This is a genomic window from Pradoshia sp. Z3_51, from assembly GCF_058215915.1.
Genome location: NZ_JBZAJC010000014.1, coordinates 59,508 through 80,908, shown reverse-complemented (window position 1 = coordinate 80,908; position 21,401 = coordinate 59,508). Strand labels below are relative to the sequence as shown.

The following is a 21,401-nucleotide window of genomic DNA, read 5'->3' as shown; positions in this document are numbered from 1 at the left end:
AGAGCGGGCTAAAGAGAGTGGATTAACAATTAACTTTATACATAAAAATATATTTGAATTAGCTATTGATGAAGGAAGCTATGATATTGTGTTTGATTCAGGATGCTTTCATCATATAGCACCTCATCGGAGGGGTACCTATAATAATTTAGTTAAAAGAGCACTAAAAACAGATGGCTTGTTCGGCATTACGTGTTTTCTTGAAAATGGGAAGTATGGCGGATCAGATATAACCGATTGGGATGTGTATAGATTTTGGAGCCTAAAGGGAGGTTTGGGGTTTACAGATCAAAAATTAAGAGACATATTTAAGGATCTGAAGGAAATCGAAATAAGAAACATGAGACAAACAGATTCAATGAATGGTGTATTTGCTGAGGAAGGTTTTTTAACAGCTATATTTAAAAAGTAAATTTAAATATTATAAAATATAATAGATTTAAAAGAGTGTGGCATCGTTTAAAGAACTTTGCCACACTCTTACTGCGTTCTCTATTGATGCGCTTTTAACCACATCATTGCCGTATAAGCATGCATGGCGGCACCGGTTGGTAGGATATCTTCATTAAAAACTACCTGTGGATGGTGCATGGGAAGTCCATAATGAGGGTCCTCTTCTTTTGTGCCGGCTCCCAGCAAAAAATAAACGGTAGGTACTTCATAACAGTACGAAGCGAAATCTTCAGAACCCATGCCTCCGCCTTCAAAAGAGATGACAGATTGTTTACCGACTACATCACTCACATAAGAGGACAATTGATTGGCCAAGTCTTTATCATTCGTTAAGGGCGGAACAGATGCAACAATCTCTATTTTAGCTTCACCTCTAAACATTTCAGCTGTTGATGTTACTATTTTCTCCATCCTTTTGTAAATGAAATCTCCTAAATCCACATTTAAGTAACGAATCGTACCTTCTAAGATGGCTTGGTCAGGGATTACATTATGTGTACTTCCTGCCTGAAACTTTCCAATCGTGATAACCACCGATTCGGTTGCTGAGATTTCTCTTGCTATGATTTCATGGATGGAGGTATAGATATGCGCTGCAATATTAATTGGGTCAACGCCGGTTTCAGGCATGGCTCCGTGACACCCGACACCTTTAACAGTAATTCTAAAGATTGTACAACCTGCGATTGCGGTTCCAAGCCCATATAATACCGTATTAGTTGGTGTACCGGAATGTACATGTAAGGCCATTGCTGCATCCACTTTTGGATTCTCCAAAACGCCCGACTTCAACATTAATTTTGCGCCCTTGAAGCCTTCTTCATTTGGCTGAAATACGAGCTTAACGGATCCTTCTAGTTCGTTCTCATATTGTTTTAATAATTTGGCAGCTCCTAGTAGCATAGTTGTGTGCATATCATGCCCACAGGCGTGCATATTTCCATTTGTTGCTTTAAACGGGTAATCTGTCTCCTCTTTAATCGGCAGAGCATCCATATCAGCCCGCAAAAGAAATGTTTTTTTTGCATCAGGTTTCCCTGCCAGTGCTACAATCCCACTTTCACAGATTTCTTTTGGTTCATAGCCAAATTCCTTTAACTTCTCCATTACGTATTTCGTGGTTTGAGGAAGATGGTCGCCTACTTCAGGATTTTGATGAATTTCTCTTCTATATTTGATTAATTCCTCTTTCATAGCCCGTGCATTTTCTAAGAATTGATTCATACATACCTCCTGTATGCCTTCATAGTTTGTTTCTTCGTATTTTGTGCATTGCAGGCAGTTTATATTACCGTTCTTCAATATAAATTGGAATAAAGTTCATAAATTTAGTAAAGGGGTTAAGAAAATAAATAGAGATCTAAAGAGTCTCTAGATTTGATTAACTTTATATATAAAAGCCGAAAATAACATAGATTAATTATCAGCATAGCAAATAGAGTTTACTCTAAGCCTTGAATAAACAAGCGAGGGAGACAAATCTAATGGCTAGTCTCTAAATCTGTTAAATAAGCAATGCATCGTTCTGCAAATTCTAGTACATGATTAGGAATTGGGTATAAGCCTGTTTCTTCTGCGGGTTTTTTTCTGATTTCCCAAAACTGATTCATTAATTCCTCATTCCCTTGAAATGTATCATTTGATAGTTTAATTAAATCAGAAGCAATTTGGGCTCCTATTTCAGATTCGGGTTTAACTTTGTTTTGAATACAATACTCAATTTGTTTTAGTAAGAACATATACTGTTGCGTTGTTTTATCATTGCTGCTTAGATTTGGTATGGATTTCTGTAAAAGTAGCTTTTCATCCTGATGGAAGTAATCAATCCATTTTTTTGAGTTATTTTGTGAATTTTGAACCAGTTTTAAAACATCTTCCCATGATAAGGATTCTTGCAGCTCGCTCATATTAATTAATGATGTAGTATTAGAAATGCTTGTTTGAATATTCGTGAGTTGATCTTGTAGATAATTGTAGTGTGAGATGAGAATTTGTTGGAAGGATAGACTGTCTAATATATCGCGAATAGTTTCTAACGGAAGTGAAAGGGATTTGAGAATAATGATTTTTTCAAGTTTGAATAAATCATCTTCTGAATAAGATCTCCTCCCGTTATCTGCTTTATAACTAGGGGTAAGCAAATTAATCTGATCATAATAACGCAGGGTGCGAACGGATATATTTCGCTGCTTAGCTACCTCTCCTGTCGTCCATTGTTTCATTTCATTTCCTCCTGAAAAAAACTTGCAGGTGACGTAACGTCATCTAATATAGTTGGATTATACCATATATAGGGAGAGGGCTATCGGATGAAAATGAACTGGAAAGAACAAGATGATTGGGGGCTAAAGGAATTCATATTATTAATCCTTTTGGAATTTGTGTTTGTAATTGGTTTTGTGAAATTGATATTTAAACCAATTATTACCAATTGGCTCGAGAATGATTTATATTCAGGGACATTAATTGGACTAATAATAGCCATTATTTTAATTTCAGGTGTTTATTATATTGCTCTTAATCCGAAAAAATTATCTTGGAACGAGGTAGGGATAAAATCATTTAATGTGAAAGTTTGGAAGCTTATTATTCTGTATTCAACTATTTTATTAGTTGGTTCGGTGATTATAATCTTGTTTACTAGTCTTATAGGTAATTCGTGGGAGAATAACAAAACAGAGGCTTTACAGCAAAATGTAACTTTATTCACCTTTTTAATTGCTTTTATCTCCGCAGCTATTATATCTCCAATATATGAAGAAATCTTTTATCGAGGATTTTTATATCGCTGGCTGCGTACACGGATAGGATTTGTTGGAGCCATTTTACTTAGTTCAATCATTTTTACGATCGTACATATTCCGACCTATAATGTGATGCCAGTAAATTTCTTCAGTGGTATCATTTTTGCGCTGGCATATGAACGAACTAATTCAATTTGGCCAGCGGTTATCATTCACGGTTTGACTAATGGGATTATGGTTCTGCTGACAAGCTTCAGTTAAGGAGGTTGCTCCCGAGAGTTGAAAGATACCGTGTAATTATCCAGGTTTCCAAAGCTGATACTATTAAGTAATGGCCATTTGAGGCGATATTGAACAATTAATTTAGATTCATAGGGATATATCAACAGGTGAGATGAAAGGTATTAATTCAAAAAGGATTAATACCTTTTTATGTTGAATTATAAATGGTAGTAAAAGCTCGAATTTGTAGAGGGAATCTTCGGAACAGGGGAAATTGGAGGTGTGGAAAGTGGTTAATATTTTAAAAGCGAATGCAAGTCATGTTGAGGGGATTGCGAAAGTATGCAGTGATGGGTACTGGGCAACTTATAACGAATTACGATCTGAAGAATATATTAAGAGAGTTATAAAAGAGTTTTATAATCATGAAAGAATTCTGAAGGAAGTAAGTGAAACTGGGGTAGAATGGGGTGGCTATTTTGTTGCTGTTGAGGAGAACAAAGTCATTGGGGCAATTGGAGGCGGTATGATCGATAAGACTTCTGGGGAGGTCTTTGTCTTATATCTTAACCCCAATAGACGTAATGAAGGAATTGGGACAAGGTTATTAGATGTTCTTACAAAACAACAAAAAGAGGAATTTCATGCAACTGAGCAATGGGTATCTGTAGCAAAGGGAAATCAAAAAGGAATTCCTTTCTATGAAGCAAGAGGATTCATTTTCAATAATGAACAAAGAGGATACGGAAATACCAAGGAAGAAAACTATATCTCATTAAGATATGTTCGTAAGATATAACTGTAATTTTTGATGAAAAGGGAAGAATGTATATGAAAAATAAGATTGTGTTTTATATCTTAATCATCAGTTTAAGTATAAACTATTTTAGAACTGCTCAAAAAAGAAAAGCACAAGTGCATCGGCACTTGTGCTTTAATCGTTTACTGCGGAGCGTTAATATATAATAATCCTTCCGCTCTTTCAATCGTTTTATTGCCATAGTCATCTTCTGCGGTTACTTGAACGGCTGCCCCGTTTGCTTTGATATTTTTAGTGGCAGTATAGTAGCCGACATAGTGTCCTTCCGATGTCTCACGCATTGGAAGCTCAAGTGCATTTGAGACGCCAAGGTTTGTGACTGGAGCAAGGATTGAGAAGGTAGCGTCTAGCCCAGGTTCACTATCAAATTCGATTTTGACAGAATCGCCGCTTTCCAATACTTTGTCCTCAGCAGGAAGTATGTTGGAAAGTTCAGGTGCCGTATAATTGGCATCAATTGTGATGATCTTTTTAATGCTGTTGCCTGCTTTATCCTTAGCTTGAACAGTAATCTCATTTATACCTTCATCAAGAAGGATACGCTTGCTGAATTTCCCGTCGCTTACAGTTGCAGTTTGACCATTTACTTTAACCCAATCCAGATTGGCATCAGCAATTGTTCCTGTAACTGTAACGGTTTCTTTATTTGTTTTAGAACCATCTGTCGGTGAAGTAATAGTCAGTTCAGGTTTATCCTGATCAAGTGTAATCGTAACTGGTTCAGATGGGTCTGTTGAACCGACATCAGTTTTTGCTTTAGCAGTCAGTGTATTTGCACCATTTTTCAACTCGACTGCAACTGAGAAGTCGCCACTTGCATTCGTTTCCGTAGTAGCAGTTTGTTCTCCATCATTGAATAAATCAATGGTTGTTTCAGGAGAAGATTTACCCTCAACTGTCACAGATTTTTTATTCGTAAATGCTCCATCTTTAGGAGAAGTGATGGATGGTACTTGTAATTCATAGTTGACGGTCGCACGGATCATGTAGTTTCCTTCAGCCTCTGGTGATTGAGACCATGCACCGCTTACACCTTGCCAGCTGCGTTTAGCATTTGGACCGTCCTCATCAGTTGCCAAGCCAGGTGAATTAGGATTTGCTTTTGTTTGTGTATAGACAATGAAGAAGTCTCCTTCTACCATGATGCCGTGTTCGGCAAGGTCAACATGTGTCCAAGTGCCGTCACGTAAAGCTGTCTCGTTGAAAGGACCTGCCAATTTAGTACCAGGACCGCCGTTTGCACCACTGGCATCATAAACGGATACTTGGAATTCAGTACCGCCTGGGACTGGCCATTCCATATCCCAGAAGCGAAGGAGTGCACCAGTTACTAGAGCTTGATCTTCCCCTTCTTTTAATGACATTTTAACAGCCCAGCTATTGCCTGCCGCATTGAAGGATCTGGCATTTTCAGCTGTTCCATCATCATACTTAATCTCACCTGCATAGCCAATGAATGGACGTAACTCAACATTTTTAACGACTGGTTCGCCTGCTTCAATGGTTACAGTTGTTTCGGAACTGTAGTAGGATGGTGCAACAAATTTTAGTGTGTAGGTACCCTCGTATGCAGTAAGGGAATACTCGCCATCTTCATTTGTAGTCACAGGCGTAATGGCAGCATCTTCCACAAGGTAAACTGTGGCGCCTGCAACAGGATTTCCTGTTACTTTATTTGTAATTGTACCGCTGACAGTACCTTTAGGAATTTCCTGTAGTGTAAAGTTTGCGGTAGCAACTCCACCATCTTCAACACGTACTGCTTGTGTTTGAGATTGGAATCCATATGTTTCTGCTTGAACAGTGTAATCACCTGTTGCGTGCGTTAATTCATAGGATCCATCCTGTGGGTTGGTGTAAACAGAACGGCCAGTTTCAAGAACGGTTACCTCTGCTTGAATTGGTAAAAGCAGTGGTCCCGGGCTTTCATTGCTAGGTTTTTCATTTTTTGAACTATCTTTTTCAGATATTGGTTTGATTTTTGCTGCGTCTACTTTTTCTTTTGCTGCTTTTTTGTCGTCTTTAGGGTCTTTAGCTTTTGTATCTTTGATTTTAGTATCAGTAGCTTTTGTATCTTTCTTCACACCATGTTTAGCTTTTGACGAAGGTTGGATAGGAGTTGCCGATAATTTGACATCATCCAAATACCATCCAGCTTTCTGGACAGACCCATCAGTTGTAACATTGAAGGAAATGTAGATGCGTTGTCCTGCATATTCGCTTAAGTCAACTTCGCCATCAATCCAACCATCGGATGTTTGGTTGAAACGAGCTGCCTGTGTCCAGTTGGTACCATCAGTAGAAATAAATACATGCCCAAAGTCATAGTTTCTTTCTAAATCAAACCATTGTTTGAACTGTAAGTAGCTGGCTCCTTCAGGAAGATCAATTGGTGGCATTTCCAGGCTCATATTAGAGCTGTTTGCATAGTTTCCTGTCAGATTTGTTGCATATACCTTTTCACCAGAGAATGCAGCGCCAGGGCCTGTTGTTGGTACTCCCCATTCCCATGAATTATTTGTACCGTAAGATGTCCATCCGATTGGGTTTTGTTCAAAATCTGTTTCATAGCCAACTGTAATACCCGGAAGTAATTCTATTGGATAAACAGCTGTTTCTTTTGAATTGCCTCCAAAGTCATATGCGATAAATTGGTATTCTGTTGAATCACCGGTTAAATCAGCACCAGGTATGGTTGCTTCGTATTCACCGGATTTATAATTTCCGCTTACACGTTCCGCAGCGACTTCAGTCCAGCTGCCATCTGCTTTTTTATATTTCAAAACGACAGATGTTACGGATACATCGTCCGTAGCGGTTGCGCTAAGAGGAAGGTCCATTTCTTTATAAGAAGTAGTCACAGGCTCTGTTTCAATTTCAGGTGCATGAGTATCATCACCTTCCTTGGAGACAGTTCCTTTAATTTTTCCTAAACCACTAACAACTGAAGAGACAGCATCAAAAGCATTTACCAAACCGTGACCATATCCATAGTTAGGTGACTCTGGATAAGCGCTGTCAGTTAATGGTGTTGCTGTTAAGTCCATAATCTCTTCCATTTGATCGACAGTTAAGCTCGAATCAGCTTGTCTAAGCAGGGCAACTACTGCGGCCACATGAGGCCCGGCCATTGATGTTCCATTATAGGAAGCATAATCGTTTCCAGGTATAGCTGAGCGAATATTTACACCTGGTGCAGCTATATTTGGTTTCATGACTCCTTCATATGGAGAAGGTCCCCTTGAAGAAAAGCTTGCCAAAGCATTATTGATATCTGTTGCGGCAGTTGCGTAAGATTCAGGATAATTGGATGGAGCTGCTATAGTTCCTGCTCCTCCTCCGTCATTTCCTGCTGAAAATTCAGGGAAGATATCCGCATTTTTCCATGCTTGAACCATTGGACGGAACCATTCGTCCAATCCTGGTCCGCCACCCCATGAGTTGTTTACGACATCTGGTGCGTATTCAGGATGTGGAGTTCCATTAGCATCTTTAGGAGCTAATACCCATTCACCTGCTTCTAACAAATCAGCACTCGAGCCTCCACCTGATGCAGAGAGAGCTTTAACCGCTATGAATTTAGCGCCGGGTGCTACGCCGATTTGGTTAGTACCGTTTGAATCTGATCCGACCATTGTTCCAATTGTATGTGTACCGTGACCATTATCATCAAATGCTGCAGGGCGGTTTGTAGAAGTAGCATCAAACCAGCTGAACTCATGGGTCGGGTTGTCTGGATTAGCAGGGTTGTACCCACGGTATTTTGTCTTTAGGGTAGGGTGATCCCATTGCACACCAGTATCTATGCTGGCAACGACTGTTCCAGCTCCATCAATTCCCATTGCCCATGTTTGAGGTGCGCTGATTTTTTCGATATTCCATTCAATCGAGGAGACTTCTGCCTTTGTCTCTGTTTTAGAAGGTTTCTCCTTAATATTGGACTCGATTAGTGGTTTCTCAGCTTTGGATTGTTTAACAGGTTCTACAAGGTGTACTTTTTCATTCGGTAAAAGTTTTTCTACTTCAGGAAATGCGGCAATTTGTTCCATGACTTCTTTTGTAGCCGTAACAGCCATACCATTAACGATGTAGAAGGATTGAATATCTTTAACCTTACCGGCTTTTTCTTGTTTCTCTAAATAGTTTTTTAGCTCATGCTGAGTTTCTTCAGCAGTTGCGCGCAGATTTGTAACGATGGAAGATCGTTTTGTCAAGGTCGTCTTGGCTGATGAAAGCTTTTGTTTTTTTGCAGTAGCAGTAGCTTCTTTTGCTACCTTGGCAGTGTCGACCTGCTCTTTAAGTTTAATTAAGAAGGTGACTTTTTCTTCTTCCTTAAACTCATTTTGAAGATCTTTGGAGATTTTGTTACTGCTATTCTGTATAATCGTAGATTTTGCTGAACTATGGATGGATTCTGAGGAAGCAGTAGAAGATGGTGAAGACGTAAATCCTGTAGTTAAGAGCAATGATGGAATGAGCATAGATGTTAGAATGAGTGACGACAGTTTTTTTCTCTTTGTTTTCAACAAGTATTCCTCCCTATACTAGATTATTAAATTGCCAATATGCCAAGTATTTTTTCACCTCCCTGTTAAGTAATATCGAATTATGTAATCCTGCTGATATTTCTACTATAACGAATTGAAGTAAACAAATGCTGTCACTAAATGTCGCAAGTATACTATGGAAATTGAAAATGAATCATTGGATGTAGTTTGGCTACAGCTGTAGGTGTCATTCTAATTAGGAAATGATTAGAAAAGAATATACTTATACCTGATTTCATATGGAGATAGTTGTATGAAAAAGGAGGGAGGAAGAATTTTAATATACTATTATAATAAAAATAAGCCATCTGACTTATTAAGCTATTTAATTACTAGTCTTTCTTTGTCTTATTCAAAAAAAGACTGGGGATTAAGGTGGGATATTTTGTTACTTATATGAAATAAGGTGAATCCAACTCTCACCTTTATCCCAGAAAAATATTCAGAATCGGTAGTTTTAATTTATTTAGATAAAGAAATAGGCTATGTTTATTGTTGGAAGATGTCGAACTATAGCAGGATATTTAGAGGATACTGACATAACTGATGTAGAATATGGTTTATGTGCTTTTGTCTTATGCTTGTTGGAGGCCAACAGGATGTTGGTCACAAAGACGTTGCCACACGATGTGGCGTATTTAGTCTTTGTTCCTTGATGCAGTCGTTTCAGCTTTTTATTCAATCTAGCTTCAGGGCCTAGGAGCTCGGGACATAAGCAAAGCCACTGCGGGGGGAAGTACATCCCCTACGTGCCTTTGTCTTATGCTCCTCGCTCCTGACCAAGGCCCTTCAGCTTTTTTGTTTTGAATTGCTTGAAAAATTAATGAAATTTGATGATAATTAAATAAAACATGTATACTGGCTACATGCTGATGTTGGTAGAGAATATTTATACGCTTTATATAAGGGAGAAATCATGATGTTAACAGTGACACCCAAATTACCTGGAGAAAATAATAAACATTATTCGTACAGAATTATTAAGAATGGCATTATGTCTCTAGAATTAAAACCAGGACAAGCAATCAGTGAAATTGAGCTGGCTAATGAATTAAGGATTTCTCGTACTCCAATCAGGGAGGTAATCGGAAAATTAAAAGAGGAACATTTGGTTGAAGTATGGCCGCAGGTCGGTTCATACATATCAAAAATTGATTATAAATTGGTTAAAGAGGCGGCCTTTATGCGCTCTGTACTAGAAAAAGAGGTTCTTAAGTTAGCCTGCGAATCTATTTCTGATGAAACATTATTAGAGTTAAAGAAAGTTATCAGTTTACAAGAAAATTTTATAGGAAAAAAAGGAATGGAAAGAACTTTTCATGAATTGGATCAGGAATTTCACTCCCTATTTTATAAAGATCAGGAAAAAGATCATATCTGGGATGCAATAAATCGGTTAAGTACACATTATAATCGAATCCGATTGCTATCTGAAATCGAATATGATTATACAGATATTATTAAACAACATAAAAACATTATTGATATTATTGAAAATAAAAAAGTTGATCAAATAGATGAGGCTGTTAGTCACCATATATTAGGACCAGAGAAATATTGGAATAGTTTGCTGGAACCGGATAGCCAATATGCTGAATACTTTGTAGAATAATCTCATATGTCCTTATCATCAATGGTATATTGGATTATTCGATCAGCCCTTATTCATGGAATAAGGGTTTTTACTGTTTAAAAGGGTAATATAAACTTAAATTGGATGTATGTACGTTTTCCCCCCTTTAAATATAATAGATTGATAAAATTTACCGTTACTTTAGTTTCTCTAATACCCTTGCAAATATAGAGGACAGTTACTATAATCACCGATATAGGAAAAACGGTGAATGTTAGAAGAAAAGTGGGAAAGTTGAGAAATAGGGCGAAATGTCTGAATAATCTTGACAAATGTGTTAAAATGGGTAATGTTATATTAAAAGATGTTAGAATTATTAGAAAATTTAAAATGTTCAACCAGATAGAAACGGAGGGTTTTAATTGGGTAATATGAAGAGTAAATCTACAACACTAGCGATTGGCTTTATGCTCTTTGCCTTATTTTTTGGGGCTGGAAATCTAATATTCCCAGTATTAATGGGACAAATGTCAGGGTCAAATGTTTGGGAAGCTACATTTGGCTTCATCATAACTGGGGTGGGATTGCCTCTGTTAGGAGTATTGGCAATTGGGTATTCTGGCCAAAGCGATTTATATACGATGGCTAAACGTGTACACCCAATGTTTGCTATTATATTTACTACAGTTCTTTACTTGGCAATCGGGCCTTTATTTGCGATGCCGAGGACAGGAACGGTTTCATATGAAATTGGTGTTAAACCTTTAATCGGTGATATGAATAGCACAGTAGCAATGGCGCTTTTCACTGTAATCTTTTTTGCTATTACTTGTTTCTTTGCATTAAAACCAGGAAAAATTATAGATATAGTTGGTAAAATGTTAACACCAATATTATTATTTTTTATCGCTTTATTGATTCTAGCAGCTTTGTTTAATCCAATGGGAAGCCTGACAGCTCCGGCTGAACAATATACAGAAAACGCATTCTTTAAGGGTTTCCAGGAAGGTTACCTAACAATGGATACATTGGCATCCTTCGTATTTGGAATTATCATTATTAATGCAGTTCGTTCAACAGGGATTCATGGCAAAAAAGAAATGATGACAAGTGTTATGAAATCTGCTTTCATTGCAGCCGGTTTACTTGCGGTAATCTATGCAGGGCTAGCATATTTAGGTGCTACCGGTGTGGAAGAGATTGGTGCATTTGATAATGGGGGTGCGATATTAGCAGCAGCATCTCATTATTATTTTGGTTCTTATGGAAGATTAATTTTAGGACTTGCTGTTATTGCAGCGTGTTTAACGACTAGTATCGGTCTTGTGACGGCTTGTGCGGCCTACTTTAATACATTGGCTCCGAGATGGTCCTATAAAACATATGCTATTGTTTTATCGGTATTCAGTGCATTAGTTGCCAATGTGGGACTTGCCGACTTAGTGGCTATTTCAGTACCTGTCCTGACAGCTATTTATCCTTTGGCTATATGCTTGATTTTCCTTACATTCATGCACAATGTATTTAAAGGTTTTTCAGAAGTATATATTTGCAGTTTGGCATTAACCTTTATTGTTAGTTTGTTTGATGGTTTTAATGCAGCGGGTCTGCAAATAGAAGCAATCAATAATTTATTTGCTTATTTACCGCTTTACTCCGTGGGATTAGGATGGATTGCACCAGCCATATTGGGCGCTATTATTGGTTATCCGATTGGTATGATGAGACAGTCTGCTCCCATAATGAATGAAGTTCCAGATATGCAGAAAGACTAGTTAGTACATGTAAAGCCAGCGTGAGACACCGCTGGCTTTTATAATTTACTTTTTTACCAATAAAGAAAATAATCCCGGCTCTATGATGGAGCTGGGATTATCTTTTATTCTACACGCTTAGCAAGGTCGATATGATCGGCAGCAGAATTATGAGTAGAAGGCAGTGGATTCTGTATAAGAGATCCTTCTGATGGCTTTACATAATCATCATAGAAGACAGCTAATGAAGTAGTTATAAAAGGTGCAAGGTATATAGCAATACCAAAGATTGTGATATACCCGATAATCAGGCTTGCCATGCCGCTTAAATATACTCCATCATTTACAGTATCAGCACCAATAGCAATAGATACGATTCCGATAAAAATTAATACGATAGGGATAATAAACCATGGTAAAAAAGATAGGTATAGTACAAATAAATCTTTCTTTTTACCATTCATGATTCGTCGGCTTTCTGTAATCGCTTGAAGAGCGGTTAAATCGGAACGGTCACGCAAGATAAATAAAGTCATAGAATAGGCTAACGCTTTAATGATGCCGGGTATAATTAATAAAACTGACCAGAGTAAGGTAAATAAAAAGATTAAAAAGTTTGTTAAGGCATTCCTGAAATAGTTCAATTTAAAACCATCAAATAGTGTTTCAATAGAAGGATTTTGCTGCCTCTTTATGGCTAAGTGGAACCATTGATATCCTACAGCCAATGGGCTTGATATAAAGAAAAATGCAAGAATAAAAAGAAATGATTCAGCAACTCTGCTAACAAGGAGAGTTATGAAAAAAACTCCTATCGCAATTCCCCAGTAGCCAGTTAATTTTTGTTTGGCTGTGTTTTTAATCAGTTTGATATTCATTTTACAACTCTTTCCTTCTTCCTGTGTGTTTATTACTATTTATAAGAATAATATAATCTGACTGAATTTGTAAAACTATGTAAGTATTTGTAATTTTTGGATAATTAGTTGGAATTTAAAAGAGCATCAAGTATAATTGGGAGTAATTAACAATACCTACCGGTCAGTATGTGAAAGGAGTGAAGGAATGGATTTTTCCTATTCGAGTAAGGTGATTGACTTGGAGAGACAGTTAAGTGATTTTATGAATGAGTATGTATATCCTAATGAAGGATTATATGAGGTTCAGTTAAATGAGCAAGAATCACGGTGGAGTCAGGTGCCTCCGATTATGGAAGACTTAAAATCAAAAGCTAAAAATGCAGGGCTTTGGAATTTATTTCTGCCTGAGAGTGAATATGGTGCTGGTCTGACCAATTTGGAATATGCACCTTTATGTGAAATAATGGGACGCTCATTAATCGGCCCTGAAATGTTTAATTGCAGTGCTCCTGACACAGGTAATATGGAAGTATTAGAAAGGTATGGGACTGCTGAACAGAAAGAGGAATGGCTTAAGCCTTTATTAGCTGGTGAAATACGTTCCTGTTTTTCAATGACTGAGCCAGATGTCGCTTCATCAGATGCTACGAATATTGAAGCAAGTATTGCAAAAGATGGAGATGGCTATATCATTAATGGTCGCAAGTGGTGGTCTTCAGGTGCAGGAGATCCAAGATGTAAAATTGCAATTGTGATGGGGAAGACGAACAAAATGGCAAATCGGCATGAACAGCAATCTATGATTCTAGTACCTCTTGATTCAAAAGGAGTAAAAATTGAAAGAATGCTTCCCGTTTTTGGATATGATCATGCCCCTCATGGACATGGAGAAATTACATATGAAAACGTTAGGGTACCTGCTGAGAACATAATTTGGGGAGAGGGAAAGGGATTTGCGATTGCACAAGGAAGGCTGGGTCCAGGAAGAATTCATCATTGTATGAGGCTGATTGGGGCAGCAGAGCGTTCGCTTGAAATATTATGTAAGCGTATACAAAAAAGAACTGCCTTTGGACAGCCGCTATCTAATCAAGGAGTAATAAAGGAGTGGATTGCAAACTCAAGAATTGAAATTGAGCAGGCAAGATTATTAACTCTAAAAGCAGCTTATATGATGGATACGGTTGGGAACAAAAAAGCGAAGACCGAGATTGCGATGATCAAAGTCGTTGCTCCAAATATGGCTTTGAAGGTTATCGACAGGGCTATACAGGGACTTGGGGCAGCAGGAGTTTCAGAGGATTATCCTTTGGCAGCTCATTGGGCAAATGCAAGAACATTGCGATTAGCTGATGGACCCGATGAAGTTCACCGTGCACAGATTGCCAAGCTAGAGCTTAAAAAATATCTAGGGGAGGAACAAGCTGATCATGAACGTTTTACAAATGTTTGATTTAACCGGTAAGACAGCGATTATCACAGGAGGCGGACGTGGGCTTGGAGCCCATATTGCACAGGGTTTGGCAGAAGCGGGAGCAAATATTGTTCTATGTTCACGCAAGATTGAGGCTTGCACCGAGGTAGCAGATCATCTGAATAAAGAATATGGAGTTGAAACCTTGGCCTTAAAATGTGATATCACGAATGCGGAAGATATTCATAGTGTCGTCTCAGAAACACTAGATAAATTTGAAGATATTGATATTCTTGTCAACAATAGCGGTGCCTCATGGGGAGCTTCTGCATTGGATATGCCGCTTGAAGCCTGGAATAAGGTTATCAATACTAATTTGACAGGTACCTTCCTGATGTCCCAGGCAGTGGGAAAGGTGATGATGGAACAGAAGCGAGGAAAAATAATCAATATTGCTTCAGTTGCGGGGCTCGGTGGAACTCATGCTGACATGATGGATACTGTTGGGTACAATGCCAGCAAAGGAGCTGTCCTTACTTTAACAAAGGATTTGGCAGTGAAATGGGGGGAATATAATATTCATGTTAATGCAATCGCACCTGGTTTTTTCCCAACCAAAATGTCTCAGGTCTTACTCGAACGCGGAAAAGATGCAATTGAATATATGACACCGCTTGGAAGGCTTGGAAATGATGAAGACCTCAAGGGAGTTGCTTTATTCCTAGCCTCTGCTGCATCCAATTATATAACAGGTGAGGTATTGGTAGTTGATGGCGGAAAACACGCCATGGTTTAAATAAAAGATGAAGGAGATTTGACTATGGAAAATATGAAAAAGAAAGCTTGGCTTACGCAATATCCGGAAGGTATTGCATCTGAAATCGAAATTCCGAACAAATCACTGCCAGACATTCTTCATGAAACGACAATCCATTACCCCACAAACAATGCCCTATCTTTTTTTGGAAGAAAAATGACCTATCAGGAACTTTTAGGGACATCCAATCGCTTCGCCGCAGCACTTCAGAATAATGATGTTAAAAAGGGTGATAGGGTGGCAATAATGCTGCCAAACTGTCCTCAGTATGTGATTGCCTATTATGGGGCCCTATCGATGGGAGGAATTGTCACACAAATCAACCCCATGTTAGTAGCTAGAGAACTGGAATATATATTGCAGGATTCCGATGCTGAAACGATTGTTGTCATGGATGCATTCTATCAAACTGTTAAAGCGGTTCAATCTACTACGAATCTCAAAAATATTATTGTAGTAAGCCTGCAGCCATCCGGGACAGAATTTGGAGATGATTGGACATTTGAGCGATTTATCTCTGAAACAGTCATGCCAGTAGAGCCAGTAGTTATTGATCCGAGTCATGATGTTGCTGTGCTCCAATATACAGGTGGCACTACGGGGAGATCGAAAGGAGCCATGCTCACTCATCGTAATTTAGTTGCCAATATCTATCAAACAAAGGAATTTTACAAGAAGATGGTAAATAAGGGGAAGGAACGGTATCTGACTGTCATCCCATTATTCCACGTATTTGGTATGACGGCCTGTATGAATAATTGCATATTAATGGCGAGTGAAAACATATTGCTACCCCGTTTTGATTTAGAAGAGGTCCTTCAAACCATAAAACAGGAGAAGCCAACTATATTCCCTGGCGTACCAACCATGTACGTGGCGATCAACGCTCATCCTAAAGCAAAGGAATATGGGATTGATAGCATAAAAATTTCCAATAGCGGAAGTGCTCCTATGCCTATGGAATTAATGAAGGAATATGAATCAAAAACGGATTCTAAGATTTTGGAGGGTTATGGTCTTTCGGAAGCATCACCCGTTACGCATTGTAATCCGGATTTTGGTGTTCGTAAACCTGGAACAGTCGGAATTGCCTTCCCATCTACAGATTGTAAAATCGTGGATGTAGCTACAGGGGTGGAGGAGGTCCCGGTTGGCGAACTGGGAGAATTAATTGTCAAAGGTCCGCAGATTATGAAAGGTTACTGGAATATGCCTGAAGAAACGGCCGTTGCTCTCCGCAATGGATGGCTGTATACAGGGGATATTGCCAGGATCGATGAAGATGGATATCTAACGATTGTTGACCGTAAAAAGGATCTAATCATTGCAAGCGGTTATAATATCTACCCTCGTGATGTAGAAGAAGTCCTGTATGAACATCCATCCGTACAGGAAGCTGTTGTAATTGGAGTTCCGGATGAGTATCGCGGAGAAACAGTCAAAGCAATTTTAGTATTAAAAGCGAATGAGTCAGCTACGGATAAAGAGATTATAGAATACTGTAAAAATAATATGGCGGCCTATCGAGTGCCGACAATAGTAGAATTCCGTGATGAATTACCAAAAACAAATGTCGGAAAAATACTTCGCCGGGCTCTGAGGGAAGAAGTCAAAACAAAGTAAGGGTGACATGAATACACACGAACTGGGGTCTTGATGATGAAACAAAAAATTAAGAACACCAGCATTTCTTTATTTGAACAAAAGGGTTTTGCAGAAACATCCATACAGGATATTGTTGATTCTTTGGGAGTTACAAAGGGAACCTTTTATTACTATTTTGCAAGTAAAGAAGAATTATTGATGAATATTCATCTCGATTATATTAATGGATTAATTGAAAGACAGGAAGCGATCCTAAATACCTTGAGGAAAACCTGTAGACAAAAAATACACGATATAGCGTATTTACTAGTGAGTGATATTCGAACCCAAGGTTTAAGTGCAAAGGTGTTTTTCCGGGAAATGAAACTATTATCCGATGATAAGCTGGAAGAGATTTTGCCAAAGCGTGATCAATTTCGATTTAATATTGAAGATTTAATTAAGCAGGGAATGAAGACAGGAGAGCTACGTTCAGATTTAAATCCTACCATTGTTACATTTGGTATTCTTGGAATTTTGAACTGGAGCTATCAGTGGTTTAACCCTGAAGGAGTTATTTCTGAACATGAATTAGCAGACATGTTTGTAGAGATGATCATGAAAGGAATTGAAAAAGGGGAGTAGGAAATCACGACTCCCTTTTTTTTGAATAAAATTGCTTAATTGGAGCTGGTCGGTGTATAGATTACGAATATCCTCCGAGGCATACAGCAGGGTATAAATATAGCATGGATACTGTAAATGGGTAAAAGGAGGCCGCTATGGAATCAATGGTAACCGTCCGTTTTTCGGAAACAGATGCACTTGGTCATGTGAATAATACAAGTTATTTCATCTATTTGGAGGAAGCTCGTCTTCATTTTTTGAAGGAAATGGAACTGGATTTAAAAATAAGAAATTGGTCATTCATTTTGGCCTCGACTAAATGTGATTTCCTCTCTCAAGCCTATTTTGATCAAATATTAAAAATTAACACGACTGTATCCAGAGTGGGGACAAAGAGCTTTCAGCTTGAACATGATATTTACTGTGCCCAAACCGGTAACCCAATTGCCAAAGGGACTGCCATCCTTGTTCAGTTTAATTTTGACAAACAGGAAAGTGAACCGATTCCTGAAATGCTAAAAGAGAAACTGTTGAGGCTGGTCGAAGCTGTTTAATGAGTCCGATTTTTGAAAGAGGTGAGATAGACATGAACCAAGGAGTTAGTAAAGATACGATTCCCGTACGAAGTGGAGAAGAATTGCACCAGCATGTACTTGAATCATTTCTGCGGAGTAAGATTAGCGATTTGCCAGAAGGAAACCTGGAAATTGAACAATTCTCGGCAGGTCATTCAAATTTAACCTATCAATTGAAAATAGGCACATGGGAAGCTGTTTTAAGGAAACCGCCGCTAGGGCCTGTAGCTCCAAAAGCCCATGATATGCAAAGGGAATACAGCATCCTCTCAGAAGTATATCCTCTTTTCAGTCCGGCTCCAAAACCAATCCTTTACTCAGATGATGAGCATGTTGTTGGGAGTCCGTTTTTTATTATGGAACGAAAGCAAGGTTTTATATTTGATACTTCTGTTCCTGAAGGCATTAAACCTTCCCGTGAACTCTTTCAAAATTTATCAAAGGAAATGGTAGCACGACTTGTTCAGCTTCATAGCATTTCCTATCAGGAGACTAGATTGAAGGAAATCAGTAAGCCTGATGGCTTTATGGAAAGACAGACAAATGGATGGATAGCACGTTATGAACGAGCAAAAACAGATGATATTCCACATATACAAGAATTAGAGAAATGGTTAGTAGACCACATTCCAGCTTCATGTGATGCTTCAATTATTCATTATGACTATAAATTGAACAATGCGATGTTTAATGAGGATGGGACGGAAATGGTCGGTCTATTTGATTGGGAAATGACGACGGTCGGGGATCCGCTCGCAGATCTTGGAGTAGCTATGAGCTATTGGGCAGAGGGGGACGATTCTGAAGTATTGAAGAAAGGACTGGGGAAGCCATCTGTTACGATTCGAGATGGATTTTATACAAGGGAACAATTTATTTCAGAATATGCAAGACAAAGCGGCCGTGATGTCTCCAATATGAATTTCTATTTAACATTTGCCTATTTCAAATTAGCGGGGATTTGTCAGCAAATCTACTATCGTTATCATAATGGCCAAACAAAGGATCCGAGATTTGCCAGCTTTGATAAGTATGTAAAAACATTGATTGAGCATGCTTATTTACTTACAAGGAATCAATAAGATGCTGAAAGTTCATGTCCTGCTGACCAAGGAAGATATATCACCAGAAAAACTGGCCTCAGGCAACAAGATAGCTGTTGTACTAGATATTCTCCTGGCCACAACCACGATTGTAACAGCTTTGCAGAATGGAGCAACAGAGGTTATTCCCGTTCTAAATCAGGACGAAGCTATTAAAGTAAGCAGACAATTTGAGAACGGACAAGCCTTGATGGCTGGGGAATTACATGCAGAACCAATCGATGGATTTTTTTATCCAGGACCGGTTAAAATTAGCACGCGTATCCATGGTAAAACCTTGATTCTTTCAACTACTAACGGCACAGTGGCTCTACATAAAGCGGCATATGCAAATCTAGTGTATATATCCTCCTTGCTTAATAATGCTGCCGTGGCACAGGCGATACTGAATGATAGCAAGGATGAAACTATTGTCGTGATTTGTTCAGGAAATTCAGGAGAATTCAGCCTAGAGGATTTCTATGGTGCCGGCCATTTAATTGCAAATATAACCTGCAGAACCAATCAAGGGATTGAGCTGAATGACGCTGGAAAAGCTGCATTGGCTTTTTATGACAGCCATTCATCTAATTCATACTCAGTTCTGGCGGCATCCAGAGTTGGATTGCTATTAACCAAATACGGATTAAAGGAAGATCTTCTGTTATCAAGTACAAGTGGATGTTATGAGATTGTTCCTGTGTTTAAAAATAATCGCGTTATATTAACGGTAAAAAAGGAGGTATAGGATGCGATTTCATGAGCAAGTTGCCGTGATCACTGGCGGTGGCAGCGGGATAGGAAAGGCTACAGCTCTGCGTTTGGCTAAAGAAGGAGCAAATGTCATTCTAGTTGGAAGAACCTTAGAAAAGCTTGAAAGTGTTGTTGATGAAATTAATAATCAAAGCCATCATATCCAGGCAACCTGTTTTGCGGCCGACGTTACGAAAGAAGAGGAAGTAACCGCGTTGTTAGATTTTATTGAGGATCATTTTATGGACTTGCATGTGGTCATCAATAATGCAGGTGGTTCAGTGCAATCAAAAATAATGGATACGGCCGTAGAGGCTTGGGATATCGTTCAGGAAGTGAATTTGAAGAGTGTGTTTTTGGTTTCAAAAATACTTGGAAAGTTTATGATGGAGCAAGCTAACCGTGGAGGTAATAGGGCATTTGTTAATATAGCGAGTCTATCAGGCCATAAAGCTGCTGCTCATATACCTCATTATAGTTCTGCAAAAGCAGCTGTGTTGAATTTTACGAAGGCACTTGCTTTTGAAATGGCACCATATGGTATCCGTGCAAACTCCGTATCACCTGGATTTGTTGAAACACCGTTGACAGAATGGTCTTTAACGAATGAACGGTTTGTGAAATCAATAGAACGCAACACAGCATTGAAAAGAGTAGGAACCAGTGAGGAAATAGCTAATGTTATTGCCTTTTTAGCATCGAGTGAAGCTTCATACATGACTGGTACAGATGTACTGGTCGATGGGGGATGGATGATCACTTAAAAGAGAAAGGGAGATGGATGATGGAACACTTATTAATAAAAGAAATAGGTTCAGTATTAGTATTAACATTAAATAGACCTGAAAGCTTGAATGCTTTTAGTCCGGAAATGATAACAGGACTAATTAGTGAATTAAAAAAAGCTGATAAAAATCTTAATGTGAAAGTGATTATTTTAAACGGAGCAGGCCGGGCGTTTAGTGCCGGCGGAGATGTAAAAACGATGGGAACCAAATCAGCAGCTACTACCTACGAGTATTTAGGAGTCATAAATGAATGTATTTTAACGATGAAGGAGATTGAAACTCCTATTATTGCTGCGGTACATGGTTTTGCGGCAGGGGCCGCTTTTAATTTGGCGCTAGCCTCCGATTTGATTGTGGCCGCTGAGGGAAGTAAGTTCGTTTTAAGTTTTTCACAGGTTGGCCTTATTTCGGATGCAGGAGGTTCCTATTTTCTTCCACGCTTAGTTGGTCCGCATTTGGCGAAACAATTTTTCTTTTCAGCTGAACCTATACCAGCAGAACGTTTATATGAACTTGGGGTTATTAATAAACTTGTACCTTTGGAAGCTTTGCGTGATGAGGCGATTCAATATGCGACTATGTTATCCCATGGTCCAGGAAAAGCATATGGGCAAATGAAAAAACTGATTGATTATTCTTTTACGGCTACTCTCGAAGATGTCCTAGAGAGAGAACGTATCACTCAAACGATGATGATAGCCACGGAGGATCATCAAGAAGGTGTATCTGCATTTAAAGAAAAAAGAAAGCCGCAGTTTACCGGCAAATAAGAGAAAGGGAGTATGTAT

General features: G+C 38.6%; 18 protein-coding genes. 14 read left to right on the top strand and 4 right to left on the bottom strand.

Features of this window, described 5'->3' with window-relative positions; all coding sequences use genetic code 11:
- Window positions 1-412, top strand: a 412-nt coding sequence (locus AC4BHA_RS17415) for a class I SAM-dependent methyltransferase (RefSeq protein ID WP_490558975.1), incomplete at its 5' end; no start/stop codon positions are given.
- An 80-nt stretch (window positions 413-492) separates the two neighbouring features.
- On the opposite strand, the gene AC4BHA_RS17410 is transcribed toward AC4BHA_RS17415, so the two are convergent.
- Both AC4BHA_RS17410 and AC4BHA_RS17405 read right to left on the bottom strand, forming a co-directional pair.
- Window positions 493-1,677 carry a M20 metallopeptidase family protein gene (locus tag AC4BHA_RS17410; protein WP_066108069.1) on the bottom strand — a complete coding sequence of 395 codons (1,185 nt, stop codon included), beginning with the start codon at window positions 1,675-1,677 and terminating at the stop codon, window positions 493-495.
- Window positions 1,678-1,934: 257 nt separating this feature from the next.
- Window positions 1,935-2,675 (bottom strand): MerR family transcriptional regulator, encoded by a 741-nt coding sequence (locus tag AC4BHA_RS17405; protein ID WP_066108066.1) that lies wholly within the window; start codon window positions 2,673-2,675, stop codon window positions 1,935-1,937.
- Between the two features lie 87 nt (window positions 2,676-2,762).
- Between AC4BHA_RS17405 and AC4BHA_RS17400 the strand changes: the two genes are divergently transcribed.
- Both AC4BHA_RS17400 and AC4BHA_RS17395 read left to right on the top strand, forming a co-directional pair.
- The gene (locus tag AC4BHA_RS17400) at window positions 2,763-3,458 is read left to right on the top strand and encodes a CPBP family intramembrane glutamic endopeptidase (protein WP_066108063.1); all 696 of its coding nucleotides are present in this window, start codon (window positions 2,763-2,765) and stop codon (window positions 3,456-3,458) included.
- A gap of 250 nt (window positions 3,459-3,708) precedes the next feature.
- A complete protein-coding gene (locus tag AC4BHA_RS17395; protein WP_066108060.1) occupies window positions 3,709-4,218 on the top strand; it encodes a GNAT family N-acetyltransferase in 510 nt (169 codons plus the stop codon).
- A gap of 143 nt (window positions 4,219-4,361) precedes the next feature.
- Here the strand turns inward: AC4BHA_RS17395 and AC4BHA_RS17390 are convergent, their stop codons facing one another.
- On the bottom strand, window positions 4,362-8,768 hold the full coding sequence (locus AC4BHA_RS17390; RefSeq protein WP_180350015.1) for a S8 family peptidase: 4,407 nt from the start codon (window positions 8,766-8,768) through the stop codon (window positions 4,362-4,364).
- Window positions 8,769-9,702: 934 nt separating this feature from the next.
- Here AC4BHA_RS17390 and AC4BHA_RS17385 point away from each other — a divergent pair.
- Together AC4BHA_RS17385 and brnQ are read left to right on the top strand one after the other, a co-directional pair.
- Window positions 9,703-10,398 (top strand): GntR family transcriptional regulator, encoded by a 696-nt coding sequence (locus tag AC4BHA_RS17385; protein WP_139063869.1) that lies wholly within the window; start codon window positions 9,703-9,705, stop codon window positions 10,396-10,398.
- A gap of 383 nt (window positions 10,399-10,781) precedes the next feature.
- Entirely contained in the window at window positions 10,782-12,134 is a 1,353-nt protein-coding gene (gene brnQ / locus AC4BHA_RS17380; RefSeq protein WP_373925501.1) for a branched-chain amino acid transport system II carrier protein, read from the top strand.
- 104 nt (window positions 12,135-12,238) lie between these two features.
- Here the strand turns inward: brnQ and AC4BHA_RS17375 are convergent, their stop codons facing one another.
- The gene (locus AC4BHA_RS17375; protein ID WP_139892683.1) at window positions 12,239-12,991 is read right to left on the bottom strand and encodes a DUF975 family protein; all 753 of its coding nucleotides are present in this window, start codon (window positions 12,989-12,991) and stop codon (window positions 12,239-12,241) included.
- 187 nt (window positions 12,992-13,178) lie between these two features.
- Here AC4BHA_RS17375 and AC4BHA_RS17370 point away from each other — a divergent pair, with 187 nt between their 5' ends.
- The 9 genes from AC4BHA_RS17370 to AC4BHA_RS17330 all read left to right on the top strand — a co-directional run bounded on the left by AC4BHA_RS17370 (window position 13,179) and on the right by AC4BHA_RS17330 (window position 21,383).
- On the top strand, window positions 13,179-14,426 hold the full coding sequence (locus AC4BHA_RS17370; protein WP_490558974.1) for an acyl-CoA dehydrogenase family protein: 1,248 nt from the start codon (window positions 13,179-13,181) through the stop codon (window positions 14,424-14,426).
- Window positions 14,404-15,183 carry an SDR family oxidoreductase gene (locus AC4BHA_RS17365; protein ID WP_490558973.1) on the top strand — a complete coding sequence of 260 codons (780 nt, stop codon included), beginning with the start codon at window positions 14,404-14,406 and terminating at the stop codon, window positions 15,181-15,183. Before AC4BHA_RS17370 ends, AC4BHA_RS17365 begins: the two co-directional genes overlap by 23 nt.
- Window positions 15,184-15,216: 33 nt before the next feature.
- Window positions 15,217-16,827, top strand: a complete 1,611-nt coding sequence (locus AC4BHA_RS17360; RefSeq protein WP_490553509.1) for a long-chain-fatty-acid--CoA ligase — start codon at window positions 15,217-15,219, stop codon at window positions 16,825-16,827.
- Window positions 16,828-16,863: 36 nt separating this feature from the next.
- Window positions 16,864-17,433, top strand: a complete 570-nt coding sequence (locus AC4BHA_RS17355) for a TetR/AcrR family transcriptional regulator (RefSeq protein WP_490553494.1) — start codon at window positions 16,864-16,866, stop codon at window positions 17,431-17,433.
- 137 nt (window positions 17,434-17,570) lie between these two features.
- Window positions 17,571-17,969 (top strand): acyl-CoA thioesterase, encoded by a 399-nt coding sequence (locus AC4BHA_RS17350; protein ID WP_139892680.1) that lies wholly within the window; start codon window positions 17,571-17,573, stop codon window positions 17,967-17,969.
- 32 nt (window positions 17,970-18,001) lie between these two features.
- Complete coding sequence (locus tag AC4BHA_RS17345; RefSeq protein ID WP_180350014.1) at window positions 18,002-19,072, top strand: phosphotransferase family protein; 1,071 nt, start codon at window positions 18,002-18,004, stop codon at window positions 19,070-19,072.
- A 1-nt stretch (window position 19,073) separates the two neighbouring features.
- The gene (locus AC4BHA_RS17340) at window positions 19,074-19,820 is read left to right on the top strand and encodes a 2-phosphosulfolactate phosphatase (protein WP_139892678.1); all 747 of its coding nucleotides are present in this window, start codon (window positions 19,074-19,076) and stop codon (window positions 19,818-19,820) included.
- Between the two features lies 1 nt (window position 19,821).
- Window positions 19,822-20,589, top strand: a complete 768-nt coding sequence (locus AC4BHA_RS17335) for an SDR family NAD(P)-dependent oxidoreductase (protein ID WP_490553490.1) — start codon at window positions 19,822-19,824, stop codon at window positions 20,587-20,589.
- Window positions 20,574-21,383 (top strand): enoyl-CoA hydratase/isomerase family protein, encoded by an 810-nt coding sequence (locus tag AC4BHA_RS17330; protein ID WP_490558972.1) that lies wholly within the window; start codon window positions 20,574-20,576, stop codon window positions 21,381-21,383. Before AC4BHA_RS17335 ends, AC4BHA_RS17330 begins: the two co-directional genes overlap by 16 nt.
- Window positions 21,384-21,401: the final 18 nt, after the last annotated feature.

What these genes read in the sequence shown, in the direction of transcription:
- AC4BHA_RS17410 (WP_066108069.1), bottom strand. Translation starts at nt 1,677, where the DNA reads ATGAATCAATTCTTAGAAAATGCACGGGCTATGAAAGAGGAATTAATC.
- AC4BHA_RS17405 (WP_066108066.1), bottom strand. Translation starts at nt 2,675, where the DNA reads ATGAAACAATGGACGACAGGAGAGGTAGCTAAGCAGCGAAATATATCC.
- AC4BHA_RS17400 (WP_066108063.1), top strand. Translation starts at nt 2,763, where the DNA reads ATGAAAATGAACTGGAAAGAACAAGATGATTGGGGGCTAAAGGAATTC.
- AC4BHA_RS17385 (WP_139063869.1), top strand. Translation starts at nt 9,703, where the DNA reads ATGATGTTAACAGTGACACCCAAATTACCTGGAGAAAATAATAAACAT.
- AC4BHA_RS17375 (WP_139892683.1), bottom strand. Translation starts at nt 12,991, where the DNA reads ATGAATATCAAACTGATTAAAAACACAGCCAAACAAAAATTAACTGGC.
- AC4BHA_RS17370 (WP_490558974.1), top strand. Translation starts at nt 13,179, where the DNA reads ATGGATTTTTCCTATTCGAGTAAGGTGATTGACTTGGAGAGACAGTTA.
- AC4BHA_RS17365 (WP_490558973.1), top strand. Translation starts at nt 14,404, where the DNA reads ATGAACGTTTTACAAATGTTTGATTTAACCGGTAAGACAGCGATTATC.
- AC4BHA_RS17360 (WP_490553509.1), top strand. Translation starts at nt 15,217, where the DNA reads ATGAAAAAGAAAGCTTGGCTTACGCAATATCCGGAAGGTATTGCATCT.
- AC4BHA_RS17355 (WP_490553494.1), top strand. Translation starts at nt 16,864, where the DNA reads ATGAAACAAAAAATTAAGAACACCAGCATTTCTTTATTTGAACAAAAG.
- AC4BHA_RS17350 (WP_139892680.1), top strand. Translation starts at nt 17,571, where the DNA reads ATGGAATCAATGGTAACCGTCCGTTTTTCGGAAACAGATGCACTTGGT.
- AC4BHA_RS17345 (WP_180350014.1), top strand. Translation starts at nt 18,002, where the DNA reads ATGAACCAAGGAGTTAGTAAAGATACGATTCCCGTACGAAGTGGAGAA.
- AC4BHA_RS17340 (WP_139892678.1), top strand. Translation starts at nt 19,074, where the DNA reads ATGCTGAAAGTTCATGTCCTGCTGACCAAGGAAGATATATCACCAGAA.
- AC4BHA_RS17335 (WP_490553490.1), top strand. Translation starts at nt 19,822, where the DNA reads ATGCGATTTCATGAGCAAGTTGCCGTGATCACTGGCGGTGGCAGCGGG.
- AC4BHA_RS17330 (WP_490558972.1), top strand. Translation starts at nt 20,574, where the DNA reads ATGGATGATCACTTAAAAGAGAAAGGGAGATGGATGATGGAACACTTA.